The sequence below is a fragment of the Micromonospora sp. NPDC003944 genome (genome assembly GCF_053605225.1).
The window spans coordinates 1-24,259 of record NZ_JBSGIV010000046.1 but is presented as its reverse complement, the minus strand read 5'-3'; the positions used below and the strand labels follow the sequence as shown (position 1 = coordinate 24,259).

Here is a 24,259-nt window from a genome sequence, read left to right as displayed (position 1 = left end):
AGTGTGTGGACTTTGCCTGACGGCGTCGCACCGACGCCGCGAGCAGGGACGAGATGAGGAGGCACGCGACAGTGAGCGCGACCGCTGGTCAGGCCGCCGACGGGGTACGCAGCCTGGCGGACCGGTTCGGGATCGAACCGGGGATGGTCGTCATGGAGATGGGGTACGACGACGACGTCGACCAGGATCTCCGAGACGCCCTGACCGACCGCTGTGGAGATCTGGTCGACGAGGACACCGACGAGGTGGTCGACGCGGTGCTGGTGTGGTACCGGGACGGCGACGGCGACCTCTTCGAGCTACTCGTCGATGCCCTCGGCCCGCTGGCCGACAACGGTGTCGTGTGGCTGCTCACCCCGAAGGCGGGGCGCGAGGGGCACGTCGAGCCGAGCGAGGTCGCGGAGTCCGCGCCCACCGCCGGCCTTCAGCAGACCTCGACCGTCAACGCCGGTCGGGACTGGAGCGGCGCACGTCTGGTGCTGCGTCGAGGGGCCAAGGCCAAGAAGTAGCCAGCGCCGCTCCGCTCACCCGACGGTCCGCCCACCGCCGGGTGGCACGCTGGTGCCGTCCCCCCGCCCCGACGCCGTCGTCGGCGAGGCCGAGCAGCGAGGAGAGTTCGCATGCCCATCGAGGTTGGCGCCGAAGCGCCGGACTTCGTGCTGAAGAACCAGAACAACCAGGAGGTCCGACTCTCGGACTTCCGGGGCAGGCGCACCGTGCTGCTGGTCTTCTACCCGCTCGCCTTCACCGGCACCTGCCAGGGCGAGTTGAGCGAGGTGCGGGACAACCTCGGCGAGTACGTGAACGACGACGTCCAGGTGCTGACGGTCAGCGTCGACTCGGCCTACAGCCACAAGGTCTGGGCCGACCGTGAGGGCTACCAGTTCCCGATGCTTGCCGACTTCTGGCCGCACGGCGGCGTCGCCCAGGCGTACGGGGTGTTCAACGAGGTGGCCGGCTTCGCCAACCGGGGCACCTTCGTCATCGACAAGACCGGCGTGGTTCGCTTCGCCGAGATGAACGGCCCGGGCGAGGCCCGCGACCAGCAGAGCTGGCGCAAGGCCCTCGCCGAAGCGGCCAGCTGACCGGGGTACGCCGTGCGCCCGGGTCGGTGGCGGGCAGGTAAGCTTGCCAGCCACCGGCCCGCCACACGGGCGATCCGGGCGCGTAGCTCAGTGGGAGAGCACCCGCCTTACAAGCGGGGGGTCGCAGGTTCGAAACCTGCCGCGCCCACCACCACCGATCGAGTTGTCGGCCTTCGCTGCTCCGACGCCAGGTTGCCCGCGCTGGGGCGGCAGCACGACATGTGCGGGCGATCCGTGGCAGCTCAGCAGGGCAGCACTCGGCGTGTCGACCTGCTGAGCTGCCACGAATCGAGGGACGGCGGGCGAGCGTAGCGGCCGAGGGCGGTGAACCCGGCGATTGCCGTCGCGTTCGGTCCGTCCGCCGGGTTGGCGTCGGTGTCCCCCATGATCCGCGCAACTTCGCGGATCTTGCTGCCTCAACGGCCGGGCAGGCAGCAGGATCACCGAGGTTGCGCGGATCATGGCGGGTGGGGGAGGGTGTCCGGCCTGGCCGGCGAGGGGAGTGGTGTCGTGGGACTGGCGGGCATTGGTGCGGTGCTGTTCGACATGGACGGCACCCTTGTCGACTCCGACGCCGCCGTGGTGCGGGCCTGGGAGCGGTGGGCGGCCGAGTACGCCGTCGATCCGGCGGCGGCACTGGCGATCGCACATGGCAGCCCCGCCGACCGGACCATCCGTCGGCTGCTGCCCGCGCTCGATGACAGCGCGGTCACCGCCGCCGCAGCCCGGCAGTTGGCGTTGCAGTACGACGACCTGTCCGACGTGACGGCCACCCCCGGGGCACACGACCTGCTGGACGTGCTGGCCCGGCTGGGTCTGCCCTGGGCGGTGGTGACCAGCGCCGACGCGCGGCTCGCCGAGGCTCGGCTCGGTGCCGCCGGCGTCAGGGCGCAGGTGCTCGTCACGGTCGACGACGTCAGCGTCGGCAAACCGGACCCGGAGGGCTACCTGCGGGGCGCGGCGCTTCTGGGCGTACCCGTGGCGCGGTGCCTGGTCGTCGAGGACGCCGAGGTCGGCCTGCGGGCCGGGCGGGCGGCCGGTGCGATGACCGCCGCGCTGAAGGGGCTCGACGGCGACCTGCGTCTGCACGACCTGGCGCAGTTGGCGGGCCAGTTGGAGGCGGCGCTCGCGGCACCCTGACCGGCGGCGGCCTCACCGTGCAGGTCGGCGGGTCAGGCGGACGGCGGTCAGGGCGATCACGAGCAGGCTGGCGGCGAAGAGCAGGGCGTTGAGGGCGACTGTGGGATAGCCGAGTCGGGGCACGTCGAGGAACGGGTAGAGGTAGCGGTCTTCGTCACCGTCGAGCGCGCCCCGGACCAGGATCACGGTCAGCCACAGCAGCGGATAGCCGAGCAGGCTGACCGCGTGGACCGGGCGCAGCACGGCCCGGGGTCGGTGGCTGAGCCAGTGGGCAGCGGCAAGCGGTGGTGCCACGACGTGCAGCAGCAGGTTGCCGGCGTCGGAGATCGTTCCCCGGGCGTCGGCGTCCGCCACCATGGCGTAGCGGCTCCACGGGTTGGCCAGCACCAGGACGAAGACCAGAGCGGTGCCGACGAGGTAGACGGTGAGCGCGGTGCGCAACACGTCACCGCCACCGGCAAGCAACACCACGAGGTAGGCCAGGCTGACCTGCACGGTGAAGTAGCAGAGCAGCTCGACGGGGTCGTCCCGGGCGGCCACGAAGGCGAGGACCAGCCCGACGGCGACCACCGCCGCGGTGCCCACCCGGAGGACCCGACGAACGTCCCGGCCCGGTTCCGCCGTCACGGCGTCGCCTCCGCTGGGGTCAGTGTCGCGTACAGCCTGACCAACTCGGCCAGGTAGCGCTCCCCGGACCAGGCAGTCACCGACGCTTGACCGTCGCGGACCACGCCAGCGCGCAGCTCCCGTTCGGTCAGCAGCCGGGTCAGCAACGCGCCGAACGCCGCCGGGGTGGGTTCGGCGACAGGTCGGGTGGTCCCGGTGCCGGGCCGCTCGACCAGCGTGGTGTCCACCATGGCCACCGGTAGTCCGTACGCCTCGGCCTCGGAGAGCACCAGCCCCTGGGTGTCGGTGATGGAGGTGAAGGCGAGCACGTCCGCCGCCCGGTAGTGGGCACCCACCCGGTCGTGCGGGACCGGGCGCAGCAGGTGCAGCGCGCCGGTGACCCCGTACCGCTGGGCCATCCGGCGGATCGCGATCCGGTGCCGGCGGGCCCCGAGCAGCACCAGGTGGGCCGCCGGCAACGCCCGGCGGACCTCGGCGAACGCGGCCAGCAGCAGCTCCGGGTTCTTCTCCGGCGTGGCGCGGCCCACCGCGAGCAGCACCGGCGCATCCGTCTCGATGCCCAGCCGGGCCCGCAGCCGCCGCCGGTCGTCGGTGTCCGCGTGCGGCGCGGCGGCCGGGGTCGGCAGGACCACGATCGGGGTACGCCCGGCCATCGCCGCCATCATCGTCGCGGTCTTCGCCGACGGCGCGACCAGGAAACTCGTGTGCGCCAGCAGGCACCGCCCGAGTTCCGCCAGGCGGGCCTGTCGGTCCGGGCCGGGGCGGCCGAGCGCCCACAGGTCCCGCACGCGCCACCGCAGGCCCAGCCGCAGACCCGCGTACGCGGCCCCGACTGGGATCTCCGGGTAGTGCGCCGCGTACGCGATCAGGTCGGTGTGCCAGGTCAGCACGGTCGGTACGCCCCGCGCGGCGGCCCACCGCAGGCCGGCGACGCCGAGCGGGCCGGTGGTGTGCACGTGCACCACGTCCGCCGACGCGCTCGGTAGCCGGGGCAGAGCCAGCCGGTACGGCCGGGTCGGCATCGCCAGCGAGGGCACCTCACCCGGCCTGCGGCGACGCCGCAGCAGCGGGCCCGGGCAGTGCAGCACGACCCGGTGCCCGGCGGCGCGCAGCAGCGCCACCGTGGTGCCGACCGAGGTCGCCACCCCCTCCGGGTTGTCGAGGTGGCTGTCGCTGACGTGGGCGATGCGCACGTCGCCATCATCGCCGGGCCGCGCACCCCCGCTGTCGCGCCCGCAAGGGCGCGGGTCCCGGGTGGCACCCTCGGGGTCGGTTCTGCTGCACTACCCGCTTGCGACGACGAAGGGGAGGACGCCGTGGAGTTGACGTTGACGCCGATGACGGCTGAGGAACTTGCCAGCCTGCGGGGGCCACTGGAGCAGGGGTACGCCGAGGATCTGGTGGCCCACCGGGGGATGACTCCGGAGGCGGCACTCGAGCGGTCGGTCGACCAGATCCGGGAGTCGCTCCCGGCGGGCGCGGCCACCGAGAGGGCGCTGCTGCGAGTGGCGCGGGTCGGTGACACCGAGGTCGGCTGGATCTGGGTGACGCTGCCGACGGCCACCGCCCCGAACCAGGCGTGGATCCACAACATCGAGGTGCACGAGGAACACCGGGGACACGGGTACGCCCGGCGGATGATCCAGCTCATCGAGGTCGAACTCGCCCACCACGGCGTAGCCGAGCTGGGGCTGAACGTCTTCGGTACGAACACCGTGGCGATCGGCCTCTACCGCAGTCTGGGCTTCGAGGTCACCTCGCAGCAGATGGCGAAGCCACTGACCCCGGCGAGCTGACCGGCGGCGACGACGGCGGGACGGTCCCCTCGGCAGGACTGTTCACCTGCCGAGCGGGAAACCGGCGCGGACCGCACCTGGGGAGGAGCGACGGATGACGCACGGCGCCGGACTGACCATCGGTGTGCTCGGCTCGTACGGTGGGCGAAACCTCGGTGACGAGGCGATCCTCACCGGCCTGCTCACCGATCTTCGCACGCAGGAACCGAACGCCCGGATCATCGTCTTCTCGCGGAACCCGGAGCACACCCGGGCCGCCCACCCGCACGTCGAGGCGGTGCCGTGGGAGGGCGTGAGCCGGACCGACTCGGCCCTGGTCCTGGCCCAGCTCGACCTGCTCATCCTGGGCGGTGGCGGCATCCTCTACGACCGGGAGGCCCGCCGTTACCTACGAGTCGTCCGGGTCGCCCAGGAGCGGGGCCTGCCGCTGATCACGTACGCGGTGGGGGTGGGGCCGCTCAGCGAGGCGGTGGACACCGGCATGGTGCGGGAGACCCTCTCCAGCGCGACCCAGGTGACCGTCCGGGACCAGGAGTCCCGGATGGTGCTCGAGGAGGCCGGGTTGCTCAACCCCATCACCGTCACCGCCGACCCGGCGTTCCTCCTGCAACCCGAGGAGTTCCCGGCCCACCTGCTGGCCGAGGAGGGTGTGCCGGTCGGTCAGCGGCTGGTCGGGATCAGCGTGCGGGAGCCGGGCCGGGCCGCAGAACGCCTCGACGTGGACGGCTACCACCGGTTGCTGGCCCAGATCGGTGACTTCCTGGTGCACCGGATCGACGCGTGTGTGCTGTTCGTGCCGATGGAGCGCGACGACATCCGGCACGCCCACGGGGTGCTGTCGCACATGGTCGCGGCCGACCGGGGTCGGATCCTGCACGGCACGTACTCGCCTCAGCAGGTGCTCGGGCTGATGCGCCACTTCGACCTGGCCGTCGGGATGCGCCTGCACTTCCTGATCTTCGCGGCGATGGTCGGTACGCCGTTCCTGCCCCTGCCGTACGCCGGTAAGGTCTTCGACCTGGCCCAACGGCTCGGTGTGCCGGCGCTACGCGGCGTGGAGCGGGAGGTCGAGGGGCCGTTGCTGGCGGAGGTCGACCGACTCTGGGACGAGCGTGAGCAACGCGCCGAGGCCACCGCACGTCGGGTGGCGGAGGTGTGCGACCAGGCGCGGGGCACCTCGGAGGTCACCCGCGGCGTGTTGGAGAGCCTGCGCAGCCAGACCCTCACCCGGGTCTGAGTGGGCTGTCACACCGCCGGGCCGGTCCATCGGTAGCGCCAGTCGCGGGACTCCTCGCGGGCGGTCTCCAACTCGTAGATCTGCGCGTCGGCCAGGCCGCCGGACCCGAGGTGGTGGTGGGTCAGCGGTGGGCGGCCGTTGCTGTCCAGTTCGACGGTGATGGTCTGCCCGTCCGCCGTGCCGCCGACGAGAAGGATCTGCACGGATGAAGCCATGCGCCCATCCTGCCCGTCACAGCGCCGGCCCGCAGCGGATAGCGGGGCAGCGGGGGATCCGTCCCGTGACTAGGGTCGGCGGATGGAGCAGACGATCGATCCGACGCCCGCGCCGCTGCTCGCCCGCACCGGCGACGAACGTGCCGTCCTGACCTCGTTCCTCGACTTCCACCGGGGCGTGCTGCTGCGCAAGCTGCGGGGCCTCTCCGACGCCGATGCACGCCGCCGCCTGGTGCCCTCGGCGACCACACTTGTCGGCCTGGTCAAGCACCTGACCATGGTCGAGCGGAACTGGTTCCCGACCCTGTTGGCCCCCGAGCCCGGCGACGTCTACCTGACCTCGGAGGAGGACGCGCTTGCCAGCTTCGCGCTCGGCGAGCAGGAGACCATCGTGGGGCTCGTCGAGGCGTACGAGCGGGCCTGTGCCCGGTCCCGCGAGGTCGCCGCGAGCGTCGACCTCGACCACGTGGTGCCGCACCCGCAGCTCGGCGAGGTGTCGGTGCGCTGGATTCTGGTGCACATGATCGAGGAGACGGCCCGGCACGTGGGTCACGCCGACATCCTGCGCGAGCTGACCGACGGCGAGTGCGGCGCGATCTGAGGGCTCCCGCACCATCCCGCCGATCTTGCATTTTCTGCGGTGACAAAAGGTGCACTCGTTACAGAACGTCACCACAAACTGCAAGATCGCGCAGGGGTGGCGGCGGGTGCGCGGGCCTCGCCGGGCGGGCCGCCTATCCTGGGGGCGGGCGGCGACTAGGGGGAGCAGGTGCTGGTCATCCACGGGCTGTGGTTGCCCGGCGGCAGCTCTACCGGCGGCCTCGCCGTCTGGGCCGAGGACAGCGCCGCACCTCTCCCCGCGCCGCGTTCGGGCCGGCCGGCCCGGGAACGCCCGCACCCCTTCGCCGCCGGGCACACCGACCTGGCCGCGCTCCTGGCCGAGGCCGCCGAGCCGACCCGGCTGGACACCGCGCTGCTCACCCTGCCCACCCTGGCCGGCGCACCGACCGACTCACCCGAGCTGATCCGGACCACCGTCGCACCCATGGCCCGCGGCCGGCTCACCCTGGCCGGGTGGCGGGTCCCCACCCTGGTGTACGCCCCGGACGCCGCCCTGCCGCTGCTGCACTCCCTGGACGACATCCCGGCGGCACCCGGGGCCACCCTGCGACACCTCGCCGAACTTGCCGACTTCGCCGCCGATCTGGTGACCCGTGGCCGCACCCTCCCCGGCGTCCACACGACGACTGGTGACGTCACCGCGTCGGACGATGCCGTGTCGGTGTCCGCTCAGGCGGTCTGGCGTCCGTTGCTGACCGGCACCGACGCCGCCTGGGCGCGGTCGCTGGCGCTGGCCCTGCCACCCGCTGCCCGCGCCGCCATCCTGTCGGTGCCCAGCGCCGGTGCTGGTTCGCCGGCCAGCGCCGCGCTGTCGGCGCCCGCCGCCCTCCCTGGTCGGGCCCCCGCTGCCCCGCTGTCGGCGTCCCCAGCCGCCGCTGGTTCGCCACCCACCGGGGCCGCCACGGCCACCGGTTCGGGCCCTCGCGAGCTGAGCGCGGCCGAGCTGGTCGCGGATGCGCTCGACGCGCTCACCGACGCCGCCGCGCGGGCCGCGCTTGCAACCACCACCCTGGCCCGGGGGCTGCGCCCGGGTGGCCCGGCACCGGCCTGGTTGGCCGCGCTCGCCGGCCCACAACGGGACTTCACCATCGACCCGGTCGGGCTGGCCACCCTCTCCTCCGAACTGGACGCCTGGCAGCGCGACGCCGCCGGTGGCCCGGTGCGGGCCAGTTTCCGGCTTGTCGAACCGGCCCCCGACGAGGTCACCGAACCGATCCTGGCCACCCGGGCCGTGCCCGCCGACAGCGCGCCGGTGCCGGTCGAGTCGACAGGTGGCGGGCGCTGGCGGCTGGAGTTCGGGTTGCAGGCCGCCGACGAGCCCGGCCTGCACGTCGACGCCGGAGAGGTCTGGCGCGCGCCGCAGACGCTCGGCGGCCTGGCCGGCCGTACGACAAGTCCGCAGGAGACACTCCTCGCCGAGCTGGGCCGGGCCAGCCGCCTCTGGCCGGACCTGGACGCCGCGCTGCGTACCGCGGCACCGGAGGTGATGGAGCTGGACGTCGAGGGTGCCCACCGATTCCTCAGTGCGGGCGCCCCGGTGCTGCACGCTGCGGGTTTCGGGGTGCTACTGCCGTCCTGGTGGCAGCGGCCGTCGGCGCGACTGGGCGCCCGGTTGCGGGCCCGCAGCCGCACCGCGCCCGGCACGGTGGGCGGCACCGATGCCGGTGTCGGTCTGGACGCCCTTGTCGACTACCGCTGGGAGATCGCGCTCGGCGACCATCCGCTGACCGCCGAGGAGATGGCGGCGCTCGCCGAGATGAAGACCCCGCTGGTGCGGCTCCGCGGCCGGTGGGTCGAGCTGGACCCGGGGCGGCTCGCCGCCGGCCTGCGCCTGCTCCGCTCCACGGGCGAGTTGAGCGTCGCCGACCTGCTCCGCCTCGGTCTGGCCGACGGTGAGGCCACCGGCGCGCTGCCGGTGCTTGAGGTGACCGCCGACGGGGCGCTCGGTGATCTGCTCGCCGGCTCGGTCGAGCGGCGGCTCGCCCCGCTGGAACCGCCGCCGGGTTTCACCGGGACGCTGCGGCCGTACCAGCAGCGCGGGCTGGCCTGGTTGGCCTTCCTTCGTTCGCTGGGCCTGGGCGGTGTGCTCGCCGACGACATGGGGCTGGGCAAGACGGTGCAACTGCTCGCGCTGCTCGCCGGGGACCCACCGGAGGCCGGGCCGACCCTGCTGGTCTGTCCGATGTCGCTCGTCGGCAACTGGCAGCGGGAGGCGGCACGGTTCACGCCGCAGCTGCGGGTGCACGTACACCATGGTGCGGAGCGGGCTCGGGGGGCGGACTTCACCGCGGCCGCGCACGGCGCGGACCTGGTCCTCACCACCTACTCGGTGGCCGCCCGCGACGCCGCCGACCTGGCCGGCATCGACTGGCACCGGGTGGTGGTGGACGAGGCGCAGGCGATCAAGAACGCGTCGACGCGGCAGGCCGAGGCGGTTCGCGCGCTGCCCGCCCGGCAGCGGGTGGCGGTGACCGGTACGCCTGTGGAGAACCGCCTCGCCGACCTCTGGTCGATCATGCAGTTCGCCAACCCGGGTCTGCTCGGGCCGGCCGCGACGTTCCGCAAGCGGTTCGCCGAGCCGATCGAGCGGCACGGCGACGCGGAGGCCGCCGAGCGGCTGCGCCGGATCACCGGCCCGTTCGTGTTGCGCCGGCTCAAGACCGACTCGTCGATCATCTCGGACCTGCCGGAGAAGCTGGAGATGGAGGTGCTCTGCAACCTCACCGCCGAGCAGGCCGCGCTGTACCGGGTGGTGGTCGACGACATGCTCGCCCGGATCGAGACAAGCGACGGCATCGAGCGACGCGGCCTGGTGTTGGCCACCATGACCCGGCTCAAGCAGGTCTGCAACCATCCCGCCCAGTTGCTGCGCGACGGCTCACCGTTGGAGGGCCGCTCCGGCAAGCTGGCCCGGCTCACCGAGATCCTGGAGGAGGTGCTGGCGGCGGGGGAGCGGGCGCTGCTCTTCACCCAGTACGCCGAGTTCGGTGCGATGCTGCGCGGTCACCTGTCGGCGCGCTTCGGTCGGGAGGTGCTGTTCCTGCACGGCGGCCTCGGCAAGGCCGAGCGGGACGCCCTGGTGCAGCGCTTCCAGTCGGCGGAGGGTCCGCCGCTGTTCGTCCTGTCCCTCAAGGCTGGCGGCACCGGGCTGACCCTGACCGCCGCGAACCACGTGGTGCATGTGGACCGGTGGTGGAACCCGGCGGTCGAGGACCAGGCCACCGACCGGGCGTTCCGGATCGGGCAGCGTCGACGGGTGCAGGTCCGCAAGTTCGTCTGCGCCGGCACGGTCGAGGAGAAGGTGGCCGCGCTGATCGCCGACAAGCGCAGCCTCGCCGAGCGGGTCGTCGGCACGGGTGAGCAGTGGATCACCGAGCTGTCCACCGGCCAGTTGCGGGACCTGTTCGCCCTGGAGGCCGGGGCGGTGGTGGAGTGAGCGAGCGAACCATCTGGCACAGCCGCGTGGTGCCTCACGTCGGCACGGAGCGCAGCGGAGTGCCGTCGTGAGCGACCAGCGCACCGACCGGTTCGCCGACTACGGGCGTCCCCGTCGGGTCGACGGGGGTCTGCGAGCGCGCAGCGCCCGGGGCGCGATCGGCAGGTCCTGGTGGTCGCGGCGGTTCCTGGAGGTGCTGGAGTCGTTCGCGCTCGGCACCCGGTTGACCCGGGGCCGGTCGTACGCGCGGGCCGGCCAGGTGCTCACCCTCGACATCGCACCCGGGCGGGTCAGCGCCGTCGTGCAGGGCTCCCGGCCGAAGCCGTACCAGGTGTCGATCGCGCTGAAGCCGTTCCCGGCCGCGCTCTGGTCCCGGATCGAGGACGAGCTGGCCGGGCAGGCGTTCTTCAGCGCCCGACTGCTCGCCGGGGACCTCCCCGACGAGTTGGAGGAGCTGTTCGCCGCCGCCGGCGCGCCGCTCTTCCCGGCCGGTGTGGACGAGCTGACCCAGCGCTGCAACTGCCCCGACTTCGCGGTGCCGTGCAAGCACCTCGCGGCGACGTTCTACCTGCTGGCCGAGGCGTTCGACGCGGACCCGTTCGAGCTGCTGCACTGGCGCGGTCGGTCCCGTGCGGAGTTGCTCGACGAACTCCGCGCCCGGCGCGCGGCCACCACCGGGGCCACCCCACCGCCGCCGTCTGTCGAACCACCGTCCGAACCGGACGGTGCGGCGTCGGTGGTGGACATCGCTGCGCCGGTCGGTGCCGCCCGTGCGCTCGCCGGCCTGTCCGCGACGCCTCTCGCGGAAGCGGCGGACCGGTTCTGGTCGGCGCCGGTGCCGTTGCCGGATCGGCCGCCCCGACTGGTGACCGGCACCGACCTGCTGCTGCGCCAGCTCGGAGCGCCGGCCCCGGCCATCGGTGGGCCGGGACTGCTCGAACGGTTGCGCCGCGCGTACCGGGCGTTCGGTCCGACCGACAGGTGAGCGGTCACGTCGAGCGGTCGAGCCGTCACGTCCAGCGGCGGCGGAACCGCCACATGATCGCGGCATTGACCACCAGCACCACCGCGCAGATCGCTCCGGTCATCCGACCGGCGAAGACGGCTATCGCCGGCAGCGACGCCCACAGCACGATGGTCAACAACATCAGGTAGCGGCCTCGGCGGGCCCGGACCCGGTGATCCAGCCGCTTGAAGAAGGCCGGGTCACTCTCGCGGAGCTGACGGGTGATCTGGTCGAATCTGCGCTGATCCTCTTTGCTGAGCATGGCGCTGCCTTCCCCTCACGCGTTCAGCGGTTCGGCGGCATACCCGCAACGGTGGCGGCTCACGCTCACCCGCTGCTGCTACTTTTCCCGCCACGCGAGCGCGCTTCATGTCCGGCTTACTCCCACCTTAAGTTTGCCTTTGGTGGTGAACGCCGCCGAAAGCGTCGCGTACGGGGGCGTGGTCCCATCCGTCCCCGGGTGCCGCGCGTACGCCCTGCTGGGAAGGTCTGCGGGCAGGCCCAGCCGACCGCCCGCCGCCGAGCTGGCACTGAACGCTGTCTTAAGTGCCCTCACGGGGGTGTTCCGCCCACCTTGAAGGGCCCTGGGGGCTTGGTTACCTTGCCGTAGCAACCCCCTCAGGCAACAGTCGCCGCACCTGCCGCACCTGCCCGGCAGCAGTCTTCGGCGCTCATCAGAAATCGGGATTGGTACATGGCCGACCAGAATGTGCCACCACGTCGACCGCGGGACGACCGCGGTTGGGACGGACGCCAGAACCCCAGCGCGGACGGCTACGGCGACCCCCACACGCCGGCGCCCTACGGCTACGACTCGCCCCACCCCTACCAGGGCGGCTACGCCGCGCAGGCCGACCCGCGCGAGCAGTACGCCGGGCAGCCCGCGCCCGCCCCGCGCGGTCCGCAGTGGGTCGGCCCGGAGGGCCTCGGCCGCCCGGCCCCGGCGCGCCCGGCCGGCACCGGACTGCCCACCATCGACGATGACGACGAGCCGGGTCGCAAGGTCGGTCGACGTAAGGCGATGGTGGCCCTCGGTGGCACCGCCGCCGTCGTCGCCGGTGGCGCGGCGCTCGCCATGACCCCGCAGATCCGTGGCCTCTTCGGCGACGAGGCGGCGGCCGGCGACGCGACCGGCAGCACGGTGACCGACGGCACCGCGGCGCGGCCCAGCGGCCAGCAGCCCAGCACGGTGCGTACCTACACCGAGCAGAACGAGAGCTACATGGGCTCGCGGGCCGGTGAGGCGCTGAAGAAGAACGCGCCGGCCGGTGGGCGGAGCTTCTCCGGCCCGGCCGCGGCCGCGGCGGCGACCAAGGTGACCGTGAAGACGGTGCTGGCCAAGGACCCGATCCTGCACCTGGCCCGGCGCGCCACCTTCGGCGTGACGCCCGCAGTCGTCGCCGACATCAAGCGCGAGGGCATGGACGCCTGGATCCGCGCCCAGCTCGACCCGGAGAAGTTGGAGCCGAGCAAGGGTGAGCTGAAGCTCGCCGAGCTGCCGACCCAGAAGCTCTCCGTGCAGCAGTTGCGCGACCAGCGGGACAAGCTCAACGAGCAGGACGCCCAGCCGGAGCGGGAGATGGTGGACGCCACCATCGCCCGGCAGATCTGGTCCAAGCGTCAACTGTTCGAGGTCATGGTCGACTTCTGGAACGACTTCCTGCACGTCGCCGCGGACTTCGACGGCGGCGAGTCGTTCCGCAACTCCTTCGACCAGGACGTCATTCGCAAGCACGCCCTGGGCAGCTACCCGGAGATGCTCGTCGCCGCGAACAAGCACCCGGCGCTGCTGATCTACCTGAACCAGAAGGACTCCCGCAAGGACGCGATCAACGAGAACCTCGCCCGGGAGAACCTCGAGCTCTACTCGGTCGGCGTCGACGGCGGATACAAGGAGCCGGACGTCCGGCAGGCCGCCATGTTGCAGACCGGCCGCGGCGTCGACGACAAGGGCAAGTACGTCTTCCGCCCCGAGCAGCACTACGTCGGCAAGGTGAAGATCCTCGGTTTCACCCACCCGAACAACTCGTCCGACCCGAAGAAGGCCGAAGCGGCGATCGACGCGTACATCACCTACATCGCGACGCACCCGTCGACCGCGAAGTACGTGGCGCAGAGCCTGGCCACCCGGTTCGTCTCGGACACCCCGCCGAAGTCCCTGGTGGACCGGCTGGCCAAGACGTACACCACGAACAAGGGCATGATCAAGCCGGTCCTGATGACGCTCTTCTGCTCCTCGGAGTTCTGGGCCGGTGTGGGGCAGAAGGTGCGCCGGCCGATGGAGTACCTCGTCGCCACGTACCGCACCCTGGGCGTCTCGCCGGAGGCGTCGCCGAAGCACAACAACGGCGACAGCAAGCGCACCGCGTACGCCCGGGGGCTGCGCCAGATCCACGACAAGATGCGGGAGCTGGGCCAGTCCCCGATGGGTCACCCGACCCCGGACGGCTACCCGGACGTCTACGTCGCCTGGACCTCGGCCGGCACCATGGTCAACGGTTGGAACGAGGCGGGCGAGATCCTCGCCGGCTACCGCACCACCTTCACGTACACGGCGGCGGAGAAGCTTGTCGCCAAGCCACCGGCGACGGCCGGGGCGTACGTGGACGCGCTCTCCCAGCGGCTGGTGGGCCAGAAGTTGAGCACGCGGGAGAAGAACCTCATCCTCGGCGTGGCCGGTGTGGCGGCGACCGCCAAGGTCGACGCCACGTTCAACGGGGCCATCACCGCCGTCGCGCGGGCGATCCTCGCTTCCCCCCAGCACCACCTCCGGTGAGGCACCCGATGGAGAAGACTGTGTACAACTCTTTCCCCCTGCACCCCGAATGCCCCGACGTGCGGCGGCTGGCCGACAACCCGGCCGAGGCCCTGCTGCGCGCCGAGGCGGACATCGTCGCCGCCGAGAACGCCGCCGAGTTCGACAGGTACCGCACCCTGGAGGACCTGGAGGAGGCCCAGCAGGACGGTCGCGGCGTGACCCGGCGGACCTTCGTCGCCGGTGCCGCGGCCACCGCCACCGCGCTAGCCACCGCCCAGTTCGTCACCACCTCGGCGTCGTTCGCGGCGACCAAGACCGGCACCCTGATCCACGTCTTCCTCTACGGCGGGCTGGACGGTCTGAGCCTGATCGCGCCGGACAACGACGCGGTGCTCAACAAGGCCCGGCCCGACCTGCTGCTCGGCAACGACTCGCTGGCCCTGGGCCGCGGCTTCAAGCTGACGAGCGCGTTCAAGCCGCTGGAGAAGTGGCTCACCGCCGGTCAGCTGGGCTTCATCCCGGCGGTCTCCGACGAGCGGCTGTCCCGCAGCCACTTCCAGGCGGCCGACGCCTGCAACCTGGGCGGGCTGCCCAACGAGACCGGCGGTCGGGGTTGGCTCGACGGTCTGGTCGACAACCTGGGCAAGGGCACCGCGTTCCGCAGCGTCGGCATCGGCAGCACGCTGCCCCGCTCGCTCGTCGGCAACAACGGCGCACTGTCCCTGAACAACGTCGGCTCCCTGCGGCTCAACGGCGACGAGCGGTTCCGGGCCGCGACCGAGAAGGCCATCAAGGGGCTCTTCACCGGGATCAACCACCCGGTCGAGGAAGCCGTGCAGGAGGGCATGGGCGCGCTCGCCACCGCGCAGAAGCTCGCCGCCAAGCCGTACCAGCCCGCCGAGGGCGTCAAGTACGAGGGCGTCGGCAACGCGTTCCAGCAACTCGCCCAGCTGATCAAGGGCGGCGCCAACGTCCGGGTCGCCACCGTCGGCATGGGCGGCTACGACACCCACGAGAACCAGGGCACCCGCGAGGGCGGCCAACTGCACCGACGGCTGAACGAGCTGGCCAACGCGATGGCCGCCTTCTTCACCGACCTCGGCCCGAAGGCCGCCGACGTGACGATCATGGTGTCCAGCGAGTTCGGGCGTCGGGTCGGCTCCAACAACAACGGCACCGACCACGGGCACGGTGGCGTGGTCACCCTGCTGTCCGGCAAGAAGCTCGCCGGTTCGCTGCTCGGCACCTGGAACGGTCTGGACAAGCTGGACTCCGGTGACGTGCCGGAGTACAACAACATGTTCAACGTCTACGGCGCGGTGGCGCAGGGCCGGTTCGGGCTCACCAACGCGGAGGTCGACAAGGTCTTCCCCCGCCAGAAGTACGCCCCGATGAAGCTGTACGCGTGACGTATTCGCACACCCACGCCGCCGGCCGTCGTACCGGGACCTCGTCCCGGCACGGCGGCCGGTCGGCGGTACCCGTACCCCCGCAGATCCCGGCCCGGCGCGGACCCGGCGGCCGACGGCTGCTGGGCGTGCTGCTCCTGGTCGGCCTGCTCGTCAGCGTGCTGCCCTGGTGGCTGGGCACCCCCGCCGGGTCGCTGCGCACCACCGCGGCCACCGTCACCGCGGCCGGCCGGATCACCGGCCTGGTCGCCGGCTACCTGCTGCTGGTGCAGGTGCTGATGATGAGCCGGCTGCCGGTGCTGGAGCGGTGGATCGGCGGCGAGCACATGGCCCGCTGGCACCGGGACATCGGCGCCACCCTGCTCGTTACCGTGCTGGCGCACATGTCGCTGATCCTGGTCGGCTACGCGGACCTGCGTAACCAGTCGATCCTCGCCGAGGTCGGCACGTTGCTCGGCGAGTACGAGGACATGCTCTCGGCGTTCGCCGCCACCGGCATCATGGTGCTCGTCGGGTTCACAAGCGTCCGGGCGATCCGGCGGGCGCTGCCCTACGAGCTGTGGCACGCGCTGCACCTGTCCAGCTACCTGATCCTGCTGCTCGGCTACGGCCACCAGTTCACCCACGGCGCGCAGCTCTACAAGCCCGGCCCGGTGCGCACCGGCTGGATCGCGCTCTACCTGCTGGTGGTCGCCGCGCTGCTCTGGGGTCGGGTGATCGCGCCGCTGGCGTTCAACCTGCGCTACCGGCTGCGGGTCGCCGACGTGGTCGCCGAGAGCACCGACACCATCTCCATCTACCTCACCGGCGAGCGGCTCGGCCGGCTGGTGATGCTCGGCGGCCAGCACTTCCGCTGGCGGTTCCTCACCCGGGGCTGCTGGTGGCAGTCGCACCCGTTCTCCGTCTCCGCCGCCGGCAACGGCCGCTGGCTGCGGATCACCGTCAAGATCGTCGGCACCCACACCGCGGACCTGCGCGACCTGGAGGCCGGGACCCGGGTCTGGGCCGAAGGCCCGTCGGGCACCTTCACCGCCGCGCACCGGCTCCGGGAACGGGCGCTGCTGATCGCCGGCGGCAGCGGCATCACGCCGATCCGGGCGATGCTCGAGGAGCTACCGCCGGGCGCCGCGCTGATCTACCGGGCCCGCACCCCGGCCGACGTGCTGCTCAGCCGCGAGTTGGACTGGCTGGCCCAGGAGCGCGACACCGCCGTCTGGTACGTCATCGGCTCCCGCGACGACCCCGGCCCCCGCCAGCTCATGAGCCCGGACGGGCTGCGTCAACTCGTGCCCGACGTGGCCCGGCGCGACGTCTACCTGTGCGGGCCGCCCGGGTTGGTGGAACAGTCGGTGCGGGCACTGCGGCGGGCCGGCGTGCCCCGGCGGCAGATCCACCTGGCCACGTTCGAGCTGTAGGGAAGGCATTCCATGCGTCGCGCGCTCCTCGCGATCACCGGCCTGGCCGCCAGCACCACAGCGCTTGTGGTGTTCAAGGGCTCACCGGCCCCCACCCAGGTCGCCCAGAACCTGCCCACCACCCAACCTGTCGACCCCTCCGGGCCGGGCACCGATCCCGGCGCCGCCCCCGGCGCGCCGGACACCGAGCCGGCGGGCGGCACGCCGACCGCGTCGGCGAGCGCCGGGCCGTCGACGTCACCCAAGCCCGGCAAGAGCACCGCCCGTCCATCGGGCACCAAGACGACGAAGGCCCCCAGCGCTCCGCGGACCACCACCAAGGCACCCCAGTCGACCACCCGCCGGGTCACCGGCAACGGCTTCGAGAACGAGTACGGGTACGTGCAGGTCCAGATCGTCGTCTCGGGTAACCGGATCGTCGAGGCCGTCGCCCTGTCGCTGCCAAGCGGAGGTGAGTCCGACATCCACAGCGGCGACGTCCGCAACCGCTACGACGGCGGCGGCGGCGAGGTGGTGAAGAAGCAGAACGCCAACCTCAACACCGTCTCCGGGGCCACCGAGACCAGCAACTCCTACAAGCAGTCGCTGCGGTCCGCCATCGAGCAGGCGTTCTGACGTGCGGGCCACGCTGAGCCGACCCGGGCTGTGCCGGGTCGAGCAGATCATGGGTACGGCGATCACCCTGGACCTCGCCGACGACCTGCCCCCGGCGACCCTGCGCGAGCTGGCCGACGACGTCTTCGCCTGGATGCGTGAGGTGGACGCGCGGTTCAGCACCTACCGGCCCGACAGTGAGGTGTGCCGCTTCGACCGTGGCGAGGTGCTGCTCTCCGAGGCGTCCACGGACCTGCGGTACGTGCTGGAGACCTGCGCCGACCTGTGGGGCGCCACCGACGGGTTCTTCGACGCGTACGCCACAGGTCGGCTCGACCCGTCCGGCTTCGTGAAGGGCTGGGCCGCTCAGGTCGCCTCGGACCGTCTCGTCGCCGCCGGAGCCGTCAACCACTGCGTGAACGCCGGCGGCGACGTACGGGTGCGGGGCCTCTCACCGTCGCGGGAGCCGTGGCGCATCGGCATCCGGCACCCGTGGGACGCGATGGCCGCCTGCCTGGTGCTCACCGGGACCGACCTGGCGGTAGCCACGTCCGGTGTGTACGAGCGCGGCCGGCACGTGCTGGACCCCCGCAGAGGCGCGCCGGCACGCGGGCTGCGCTCGGTGACCGTGGTCGGCACCGACCTCGGGGTGGCCGACGCGTACGCCACCGCCGCCCTCGCCATGGGCACCCCCGGCCTGAACTGGCTGGCCCGCCTGGACGACCACACCCACGCGGCGATAACCGACAACGCCCGCCAACACCACTCCACAAACCTCCCCCTGACCAACTGACCCCGCGCCCCTCGCGCCCGCGCCCCTCGCGCCCGCGATCTTGCAGTTTCGGATGCCTCTTCGTCCCGTTGCGTGGAGTTTGTCGGGACAGAAAGTGCAAGATCGCGGGGCGGGAGCGGGGCGGAGCGGGGAGCGGGGCGGGGGCGGGGAGCGGGGAGCGGGGCGGGGTTAGCGGAGGGGGCGGTGGGTGCCGGCTGGGCGGGAGCCGGTGGGGCGTGGGCGGCCGGGGCGGGAGCCGGCGGGTCGGGTGCCGGCCCAGCGGTGTCGTGGGTGGCTGCGCCGGGGCGGCTCGGTGCCGCCGGGGTGAGGCGCTCTGTCGTTGCTGGACATCGGTCCCCCGTTCGTGGCGCGCGGTGGCGCTCTTCTCCTGTCAACGAGGACCGGCGTCCCGGCGACGCTGTCGGGCACCGGATCGAATCGTCGGTCGGGCGGTGTCACATGCCTCGTCGGGGCAGCGGCAGGTGACCGGGGAGCAGGTCGGGGGCGAGTGTCACCCCGGCGGCCCGTAGCGCCCCGATCAACGTGTTCTGCACGAGGTACGAGTCCGGTAGTTGCCAGCGGGCCTGCTCCGGTGCGACCGCCCAGCGGACGGTGCCCTCCGGCAGTCGGGTGGGCGGTGCGGGAATCCACGAGCCGGGCCCGTGCCGGACCACGTGGAAGCAGTGCTCCAGCTCGGGTCGGAGCGGGTCACCGGGGCGGACCAGGAACATCCACCGCCCGGTGGGCGTGATGAGCACCGGCCCGCGTACGCCGGTGCCGGCCGGGTGGGTCTGCACCGCGTCGAGCACGTGCCGGCCGAGGTGGGCGGGCACCTCCAGCACGTCGAAGGCCCGGCCGGTGGGCAGCAGCACCCCGTGTGGTCGGCTCCGCCACCAGGTCGCCACCCGGGCCGGGTCGGCGCTTGCGGCGAGTTCCCAGTTCTCCAGGGCGGGGTGACAGCCCACTGTGGGGCAGCCGGCCCGGCCGCACACGAAGCGGCTGCGGGCCAGGCACGCGCCGGGGGTCACCTCCCAGCCGTGTACGGCGTACCGGATGGCGACCCGGCGCAGCCGGACCCTTTCCAGCGGCGACAGTTCGGCAACGCGCGGTCCGACATTCCCCCACATGTGTGCCAAATCCTCTCGTCGGGCCCGGCATTCGCCAGGTCGCATGTCGAGCACCGTCACTGCCGTAACCCACGATCGTTGAGGTTGACGAACGGCCCGTGCAACTTGCACGAAAAGTACGAGGACCAGCTGTACGGCTGACGCACATCCTGTGCGACCAGCCGAAACCTGAACATGAACGGCAGTCGCCGCACCCGCGGACATCGCCGCAACTCGATCGGTCGTCGGTGGCAGGGGAGGATGGGGAGATGGACGAGCTACCCATAGGACGGCGAGTGGCCTACTGGCGGGGGCGGCGCAAGATGTCGCAGCAGGTCTTCGCGGACCGGCTCGGCAAGTCCAAGAGTTGGGTCGACAAGGTCGAACGCGGCGTCCGCCGGTTGGACAAGTTCTCCGTCCTCTACGAGATCGCCGACATCCTCCAGATGGACGTGCAACTGCTGATGGGCAAGGATCCGGAGCGCCGCGCCGACGCCCTCAACTGCATCGACCAGATCGAGGTGCAGGAGATCCGGGCGGCGCTTGAACGCTACGACTCGATGAGCGCCTACTTCGACGCGGTGCCGTTCCCGCCGCCGATGGACGACATGCGCAAGGCCGTCAACCATGCCTGGCTCACCTACCAGTACGGCCGCTACGGGATGCTCACCCGGGCCCTGCCCAAGCTCCTGCGCGACGCCCAGGCGGCCGACGCCGCCTACGGCGGTGACCAGGCCGCCGAGGCGGCCCACCTGCTCGGCCAGGTCTACCAGATCGCCTCCTCGGTGCTGCGTAAGCTCGGCGAGTGCGAGCTCGCCTGGTTGGCCGCCGACCGGTCGATGGCGGTGGCGCAGCGGGCCGACGACCCGCTGCTGGCCGGGATCGCCACCACCCGGGTGTGCAACGCCCTGGTCGCGATGGGGCGGGCCCGTCCGGCGTTGGAGCTGAACGTGCAGATCGCCAACAGGCTGGCACCGGGTGGCGGCAACACGGTCTCCCCGGCCCGCCTCTCCGTCTACGGGATGCTGCTGCTGCAGGGCGCGATGGCCGCGTCCCGCATCGGCGACCAGGCAAGCGTCGACGACCTGATCAACTGTGCCCAGGAGGCAGCCACCCTGCTCGGCGGCGACCACAACCACTACTGGACGTCGTTCGGCCCGACCAACGTCGAACTGCACCGGGCCGCCGCGGCGGTGGAGCTGGGCGACGGGGGGCGGGCCGTGGAGGTGCACCAGCTGCGCATCAAGGAGCCCGCCTTCAACGCGCTGCTGCCCGAGCGCCGCGCCCACCACCTGCTCGACATCGCCCGCGGGTACGCGCAGATAGGCGACGTGGCGAACGCCGGCGAGATGCTGCTGCTCGGTGATCGGCTCGCCCCGTCCGAGATCCGCTGCCGGCCGATCGCGCACGAGGTGATGTCCGACATCCTCCGTCGCACACGTGGTGCGCCGCCTTCTCCGGTAGCGGAGTTGGCTGAGCACATGGGAGTAGGGGTATGAGCGCGGAGCCGGTCTGATGGCCGGTGCAGCGCGCAACAGCGGGCACCGGGAGGTGCTCTACGTCATCGCCTGCGGTTCGCCGCTGGCACGGCACGTCGGTCGGCTGGTCGACCTCGCCCAACGGGACGGTTGGGACGTCTGCGTGGTCACCACGCCGGACGGCGCGAAGTTCGTCGACCAGTCGGCCCTGATCCGGCAGACCGGCCACCCGGTGCGGACGCACTACAAGAATCCCGGTGACCCGGACGTGCTGCCGCCCGCCGACGCCATGATCGTCTGCCCGGCCACCGTCAACACGGTCAACAAGTGGGCAGCCGGGATAACCGACACCCTGGCGCTCGGGCTGCTTGTCGAGGCCCAGGGCAAGGGCGTCCCCATCGTCGCGGTGCCGTACACCAACGAGGCGATGGCCTGCCACCCGGCGTTCCGTGCCGGGGTGGCCCGGTTGGCCGAGTGGGGCGTCACGGTGCTCTTCGGCGACGACGTGATCGCTCTGCACCCGCCCGGGACGGGGGAACAGCACCTGCACGCCTTCCCCTGGGCGATGCCGTTGGTCGCGCTGCAGACGGTCTCCTGGAACGCCGCCTAGCGCACCCGGCGGTTCTCCCTGACCGACGCGGCCGGGCCGGGTGTCACCGCCCGGTAGCCTCCGCGCCGGTAAGCTGGCCCGCCATGAGCACAAGCGGGTCAGCCCCCACGGTGAGCGACGTGGTGGCCGAGCTGGAACGGCGCTTTCCGCCGGTCTGGGCGGAGGAGTGGGACCGGGTCGGCCTGGTGCTCGGCGAGCCCACCGCCCCGGTCCGCCGGGTGCTCTGCGTGGTCGACGTGGTGCCCGAGACGGTCGACGAAGCCCTCGCCGCCGACGCGGACATGATCGTCTCGCATCACCCACTGCTGCTACGTGGCGTGTCGTCGGTCGCCGCGACGACCTTCAAGGGCCGGATCATCCACCGGATGATCCGGGCCGGCGTGGCGCTCTACGCGGCGCACACCAACGCCGACGTGGCCTCCCCGGGCGTCTCGGACGCCCTCGCCGCCCGCTTCGGGCTCACCGACCTACGCCCGCTCCAGCGGCCCGCGCCCGGCTCGCCCGCGCACGGTGACGACCGGGGGTTCGGCCGGATCGGCGAGCTGCCCCAGCCGATGACCCTCGACGAGTTGACCCGGCACGCCGCCGCCGTGCTCCCCGTCACGTCCTGGGGAGTTCGCGCGGCGGGGGATCCCGGGCGTATGGTTCGTACCCTCGCCGTCAGCGGCGGGTCGGGGGACAGCTTCCTCGGCGCCGCGACCGCCGCCGGGGTGGACGCGTTCCTCACCGCCGACCTGCGGCACCACCCGGCCGGCGAGCACCTCGCCGCCGATGGTCCCGCTCTGATCGACGCCGCCCACTGGGCGACCGAACGACCGTGGCTGGACGACCTGGCCGCCTTCCTCCGGGAGGCGCTCGGCGTCGAGACGCTGGTGTCCGACCTGGACACCGACCCGTGGACCGTGCACGCCGCCGCACCAGTTGTGGACGACAAGGAGCCCGACCGTGAAGGCTGACCCTCAGGTGCAGCGCCGCCTGCTCGACCTCCAGGCGATCGACACCAACCTCGCCCAGCTCGCCCACCGTCGGCGCTCGCTGCCCGAGCGGGCCGAGCTGGAGTCGCTGGCCCGCGAGCTGTCGTCGATGGAGGACGAACGGGTTCGCGCCCAGGTGGCGGTCGACGACCTGGACCGGGACATCGCCCGGTTGGAGAAGGACGTCGAGCAGGTCCGGGCCCGCAAGGAGAAGGACGAGAACCGGCTGGCCGCCGGCACTGGGCCGGCCCGGGAGCTGGAGGCGCTCCAGCACGAGTTGGTCTCGCTGAAGCGGCGCCAGGGCGACCTGGAGGACGCCGAGTTGGAGCTGATGGAGCAGCGGGAGACCGCGCAGGGCGTCCTCGACGGTGTGGAGGCGCGGCTGGCCGAGGCGCGGGACAAGCGGGCCGCGACCGAGCAGCGCCGCGACGACGCGCTTGCCGAGATCGCCAAGGAGGAGGAGTTCAAGCGGGGCGCCCGTCAGCCGCTCGCCGCCGACCTCCCGAGCGATCTGGTCAACCTCTACGACAAGATCCGCGAGGACACCGGGTTGGGTGCCGCGCTGCTCACCGCGGGCCGCTGCGGCGGGTGCCGCCTGGAGCTGTCCGGCGCCGACCTGGCCCGGATCCGTAAGGCAGCCCCCGACGACGTGGTCCGCTGCGAGGACTGCCGGCGCATCATGGTCCGCACCAACGAGTCGGGCCTGTAGGTCGTGGCGCCGCGCGTCGTCTCCGTCGAGGCCGACGGTGGGTCCCGGGGCAACCCCGGCCCCGCCGGCTACGGCGCGGTGGTGCTCGACCCGGAGACCGGCGAGGTGCTCGCCGAGCGCTCCGAGTCGCTCGGCACCACCACCAACAACGTCGCCGAGTACCAGGGCCTGATCGCCGGGCTGACCGCCGCCGCCGAGCTTGGCGCCGCCGAGGTGGACGTCCGGATGGACTCCAAGCTGGTGGTCGAGCAGATGTGCGGCCGGTGGCAGATCAAGCACCCCGGCCTGCGTCCCCTCGCCGCCCAGGCCGCCGCGCTTGTGGGCCGGTTCACCGCGGTCCGGTTCAGCTGGATCCCGCGCGAGCAGAACCGGCACGCCGACGCCCTCGCCAACGCCGCCATGGACGCCGCCGCCGGTCGTCCCCCGGCGACCGCCGCCCCCGACCGTCAGGCGCCGACTGCTGCCCCCGGCCGCCTTGCGCCGACTGCCGCTGGGCAGCCCGCTACCGGCAGCGACCCGGCGACCGCGCCGGCCTCCTGGGAGCCCCGGCCGACCTTCACCGCCACCCGGCTGATCCTGGTCCGGCACGGCGAGACCCCGTACACCGAGCAGCGGCGCTACTCCGGGCGCGGCGACGTGCCGCTCTCCGAGCGTGGCCGCGCCCAGGTGCAGGCCACGGCCGCCCGGGTGGCTGAGCTGGCCCCGTCCGTCGCGGCCGTGCTCAGCTCACCGTTGTCCCGGTGTACGGCCACCGCGGCGTCGATCGCCGGCGCGCTCGGCGACGTGCCGGTGCGTACCGAGGACGACCTGATCGAGTGCGACTTCGGCCAGTGGGAGGGGCGTACCTTCGCCGAGGTGCGCGAGGGGTGGCCGGGGGAGATGGACGCCTGGCTCGCCTCACCCCGGATCGCGCCGCCGGGCGGGGAGTCGTTCACCCAGGTCGCCGAGCGCGCGCACCGCGTCGTCGGTGGGCTGCTCACCGCGTACCCCGGTGAGACCGTGGTGGTCGTCTCGCACGTCTCGCCGATCAAGCTGGTGCTGCGCGACGCCCTGGCGGCCGGCGATGGCTTCCTGCACCGGCTCTTCCTGGACGCGGCCGGCATCTCGGTGCTCGACATGTGGCCCGACGGCGGTGTGGCCGTGCGGACGGTCAACGACACCGCCCACCTCGCCAAGCTCTGAGCCAAACACCCTTCGGCCGGTGGCCTGCCAACCAGCGTCAGTCGGCAATAGCCCGGCTCACGTCACCTGAACCTCGGTCCTTCTATTAC

The 24,259-nt window shown here is 72.4% G+C and carries 23 protein-coding genes and 1 tRNA gene; 19 read left to right on the top strand and 5 right to left on the bottom strand.

The features are described 5' to 3' along the window. Window positions 1-71 precede the first annotated feature (71 nt). From ACWER9_RS21895 to ACWER9_RS21880, 4 genes are all read left to right on the top strand, one after another. On the top strand, window positions 72-509 hold the full coding sequence (locus tag ACWER9_RS21895) for a DUF3052 domain-containing protein (RefSeq protein ID WP_030330240.1): 438 nt from the start codon (window positions 72-74) through the stop codon (window positions 507-509). A gap of 111 nt (window positions 510-620) precedes the next feature. After that, window positions 621-1,085 (top strand): peroxiredoxin, encoded by a 465-nt coding sequence (locus tag ACWER9_RS21890; protein WP_452303598.1) that lies wholly within the window; start codon window positions 621-623, stop codon window positions 1,083-1,085. A gap of 76 nt (window positions 1,086-1,161) precedes the next feature. Next, window positions 1,162-1,236 (top strand) — tRNA-Val (locus ACWER9_RS21885). A 359-nt stretch (window positions 1,237-1,595) separates the two neighbouring features. Further along, window positions 1,596-2,225, top strand: a complete 630-nt coding sequence (locus ACWER9_RS21880) for an HAD-IA family hydrolase (protein WP_452303597.1) — start codon at window positions 1,596-1,598, stop codon at window positions 2,223-2,225. Window positions 2,226-2,237: 12 nt separating this feature from the next. Here the strand turns inward: ACWER9_RS21880 and ACWER9_RS21875 are convergent, their stop codons facing one another. Further along, the gene (locus ACWER9_RS21875; protein WP_452303596.1) at window positions 2,238-2,852 is read right to left on the bottom strand and encodes a Pr6Pr family membrane protein; all 615 of its coding nucleotides are present in this window, start codon (window positions 2,850-2,852) and stop codon (window positions 2,238-2,240) included. Then, window positions 2,849-4,045: a glycosyltransferase gene (locus ACWER9_RS21870; protein WP_452303595.1), complete on the bottom strand. Its 1,197-nt coding sequence runs from the start codon at window positions 4,043-4,045 to the stop codon at window positions 2,849-2,851. The genes ACWER9_RS21875 and ACWER9_RS21870 overlap by 4 nt, the downstream gene beginning before the upstream one ends. 144 nt (window positions 4,046-4,189) lie before the next feature. Here ACWER9_RS21870 and ACWER9_RS21865 point away from each other — a divergent pair, with 144 nt between their 5' ends. Then, window positions 4,190-4,648, top strand: a complete 459-nt coding sequence (locus tag ACWER9_RS21865) for a GNAT family N-acetyltransferase (protein ID WP_452303594.1) — start codon at window positions 4,190-4,192, stop codon at window positions 4,646-4,648. A gap of 94 nt (window positions 4,649-4,742) precedes the next feature. Next, the gene (locus ACWER9_RS21860; protein WP_452303593.1) at window positions 4,743-5,885 is read left to right on the top strand and encodes a polysaccharide pyruvyl transferase family protein; all 1,143 of its coding nucleotides are present in this window, start codon (window positions 4,743-4,745) and stop codon (window positions 5,883-5,885) included. 8 nt (window positions 5,886-5,893) lie between these two features. Here ACWER9_RS21860 and ACWER9_RS21855 read toward each other — a convergent pair whose 3' ends face one another. Continuing rightward, complete coding sequence (locus tag ACWER9_RS21855) at window positions 5,894-6,100, bottom strand: hypothetical protein (protein WP_452303592.1); 207 nt, start codon at window positions 6,098-6,100, stop codon at window positions 5,894-5,896. Window positions 6,101-6,182: 82 nt separating this feature from the next. Between ACWER9_RS21855 and ACWER9_RS21850 the strand changes: the two genes are divergently transcribed. The 3 genes from ACWER9_RS21850 to ACWER9_RS21840 all read left to right on the top strand — a co-directional run bounded on the left by ACWER9_RS21850 (window position 6,183) and on the right by ACWER9_RS21840 (window position 11,142). Further along, window positions 6,183-6,701: a DinB family protein gene (locus ACWER9_RS21850; RefSeq protein ID WP_452303591.1), complete on the top strand. Its 519-nt coding sequence runs from the start codon at window positions 6,183-6,185 to the stop codon at window positions 6,699-6,701. 168 nt (window positions 6,702-6,869) lie between these two features. Beyond that, complete coding sequence (locus tag ACWER9_RS21845) at window positions 6,870-10,157, top strand: SNF2-related protein (RefSeq protein ID WP_452303590.1); 3,288 nt, start codon at window positions 6,870-6,872, stop codon at window positions 10,155-10,157. Between the two features lie 67 nt (window positions 10,158-10,224). Further along, window positions 10,225-11,142, top strand: a complete 918-nt coding sequence (locus ACWER9_RS21840) for an SWIM zinc finger family protein (RefSeq protein ID WP_452303589.1) — start codon at window positions 10,225-10,227, stop codon at window positions 11,140-11,142. A gap of 25 nt (window positions 11,143-11,167) precedes the next feature. On the opposite strand, the gene ACWER9_RS21835 is transcribed toward ACWER9_RS21840, so the two are convergent. Continuing rightward, window positions 11,168-11,425, bottom strand: coding sequence for a DUF3040 domain-containing protein (locus ACWER9_RS21835; RefSeq protein ID WP_452303588.1), 258 nt, complete (start codon window positions 11,423-11,425; stop codon window positions 11,168-11,170). 432 nt (window positions 11,426-11,857) lie between these two features. Between ACWER9_RS21835 and ACWER9_RS21830 the strand changes: the two genes are divergently transcribed. From ACWER9_RS21830 to ACWER9_RS21810, 5 genes are read left to right on the top strand one after another with little or no spacing between them, the layout of a single operon-like run. Beyond that, the gene (locus tag ACWER9_RS21830) at window positions 11,858-13,939 is read left to right on the top strand and encodes a DUF1800 family protein (RefSeq protein ID WP_452303587.1); all 2,082 of its coding nucleotides are present in this window, start codon (window positions 11,858-11,860) and stop codon (window positions 13,937-13,939) included. Window positions 13,940-13,947: 8 nt separating this feature from the next. Further along, complete coding sequence (locus ACWER9_RS21825) at window positions 13,948-15,330, top strand: DUF1501 domain-containing protein (RefSeq protein WP_238671470.1); 1,383 nt, start codon at window positions 13,948-13,950, stop codon at window positions 15,328-15,330. Further along, window positions 15,327-16,745, top strand: a complete 1,419-nt coding sequence (locus tag ACWER9_RS21820) for a ferredoxin reductase family protein (protein WP_452303586.1) — start codon at window positions 15,327-15,329, stop codon at window positions 16,743-16,745. The genes ACWER9_RS21825 and ACWER9_RS21820 overlap by 4 nt, the downstream gene beginning before the upstream one ends. 12 nt (window positions 16,746-16,757) lie before the next feature. Then, window positions 16,758-17,360, top strand: a complete 603-nt coding sequence (locus ACWER9_RS21815; protein WP_452303585.1) for an FMN-binding protein — start codon at window positions 16,758-16,760, stop codon at window positions 17,358-17,360. 49 nt (window positions 17,361-17,409) lie between these two features. Next, a complete protein-coding gene (locus tag ACWER9_RS21810; protein ID WP_452303620.1) occupies window positions 17,410-18,132 on the top strand; it encodes an FAD:protein FMN transferase in 723 nt (240 codons plus the stop codon). Between the two features lie 434 nt (window positions 18,133-18,566). Here ACWER9_RS21810 and ACWER9_RS21805 read toward each other — a convergent pair whose 3' ends face one another. Then, on the bottom strand, window positions 18,567-19,238 hold the full coding sequence (locus tag ACWER9_RS21805; RefSeq protein WP_452303584.1) for a bifunctional DNA primase/polymerase: 672 nt from the start codon (window positions 19,236-19,238) through the stop codon (window positions 18,567-18,569). 248 nt (window positions 19,239-19,486) lie between these two features. On the opposite strand from ACWER9_RS21805, the gene ACWER9_RS21800 reads away from it, so the two are divergent. The 5 genes from ACWER9_RS21800 to ACWER9_RS21780 all read left to right on the top strand — a co-directional run bounded on the left by ACWER9_RS21800 (window position 19,487) and on the right by ACWER9_RS21780 (window position 24,170). After that, the gene (locus ACWER9_RS21800) at window positions 19,487-20,716 is read left to right on the top strand and encodes a helix-turn-helix domain-containing protein (RefSeq protein WP_452303583.1); all 1,230 of its coding nucleotides are present in this window, start codon (window positions 19,487-19,489) and stop codon (window positions 20,714-20,716) included. Window positions 20,717-20,732: 16 nt separating this feature from the next. Then, entirely contained in the window at window positions 20,733-21,305 is a 573-nt protein-coding gene (locus ACWER9_RS21795; protein WP_452303582.1) for a flavoprotein, read from the top strand. An 83-nt stretch (window positions 21,306-21,388) separates the two neighbouring features. Continuing rightward, a complete protein-coding gene (locus ACWER9_RS21790; RefSeq protein WP_452303581.1) occupies window positions 21,389-22,261 on the top strand; it encodes a Nif3-like dinuclear metal center hexameric protein in 873 nt (290 codons plus the stop codon). Beyond that, window positions 22,251-22,988, top strand: coding sequence for a zinc ribbon domain-containing protein (locus tag ACWER9_RS21785; protein ID WP_452303580.1), 738 nt, complete (start codon window positions 22,251-22,253; stop codon window positions 22,986-22,988). Before ACWER9_RS21790 ends, ACWER9_RS21785 begins: the two co-directional genes overlap by 11 nt. A gap of 3 nt (window positions 22,989-22,991) precedes the next feature. Continuing rightward, on the top strand, window positions 22,992-24,170 hold the full coding sequence (locus ACWER9_RS21780; protein WP_452303579.1) for a bifunctional RNase H/acid phosphatase: 1,179 nt from the start codon (window positions 22,992-22,994) through the stop codon (window positions 24,168-24,170). The last annotated feature ends 89 nt before the right edge of the window (window positions 24,171-24,259 follow it).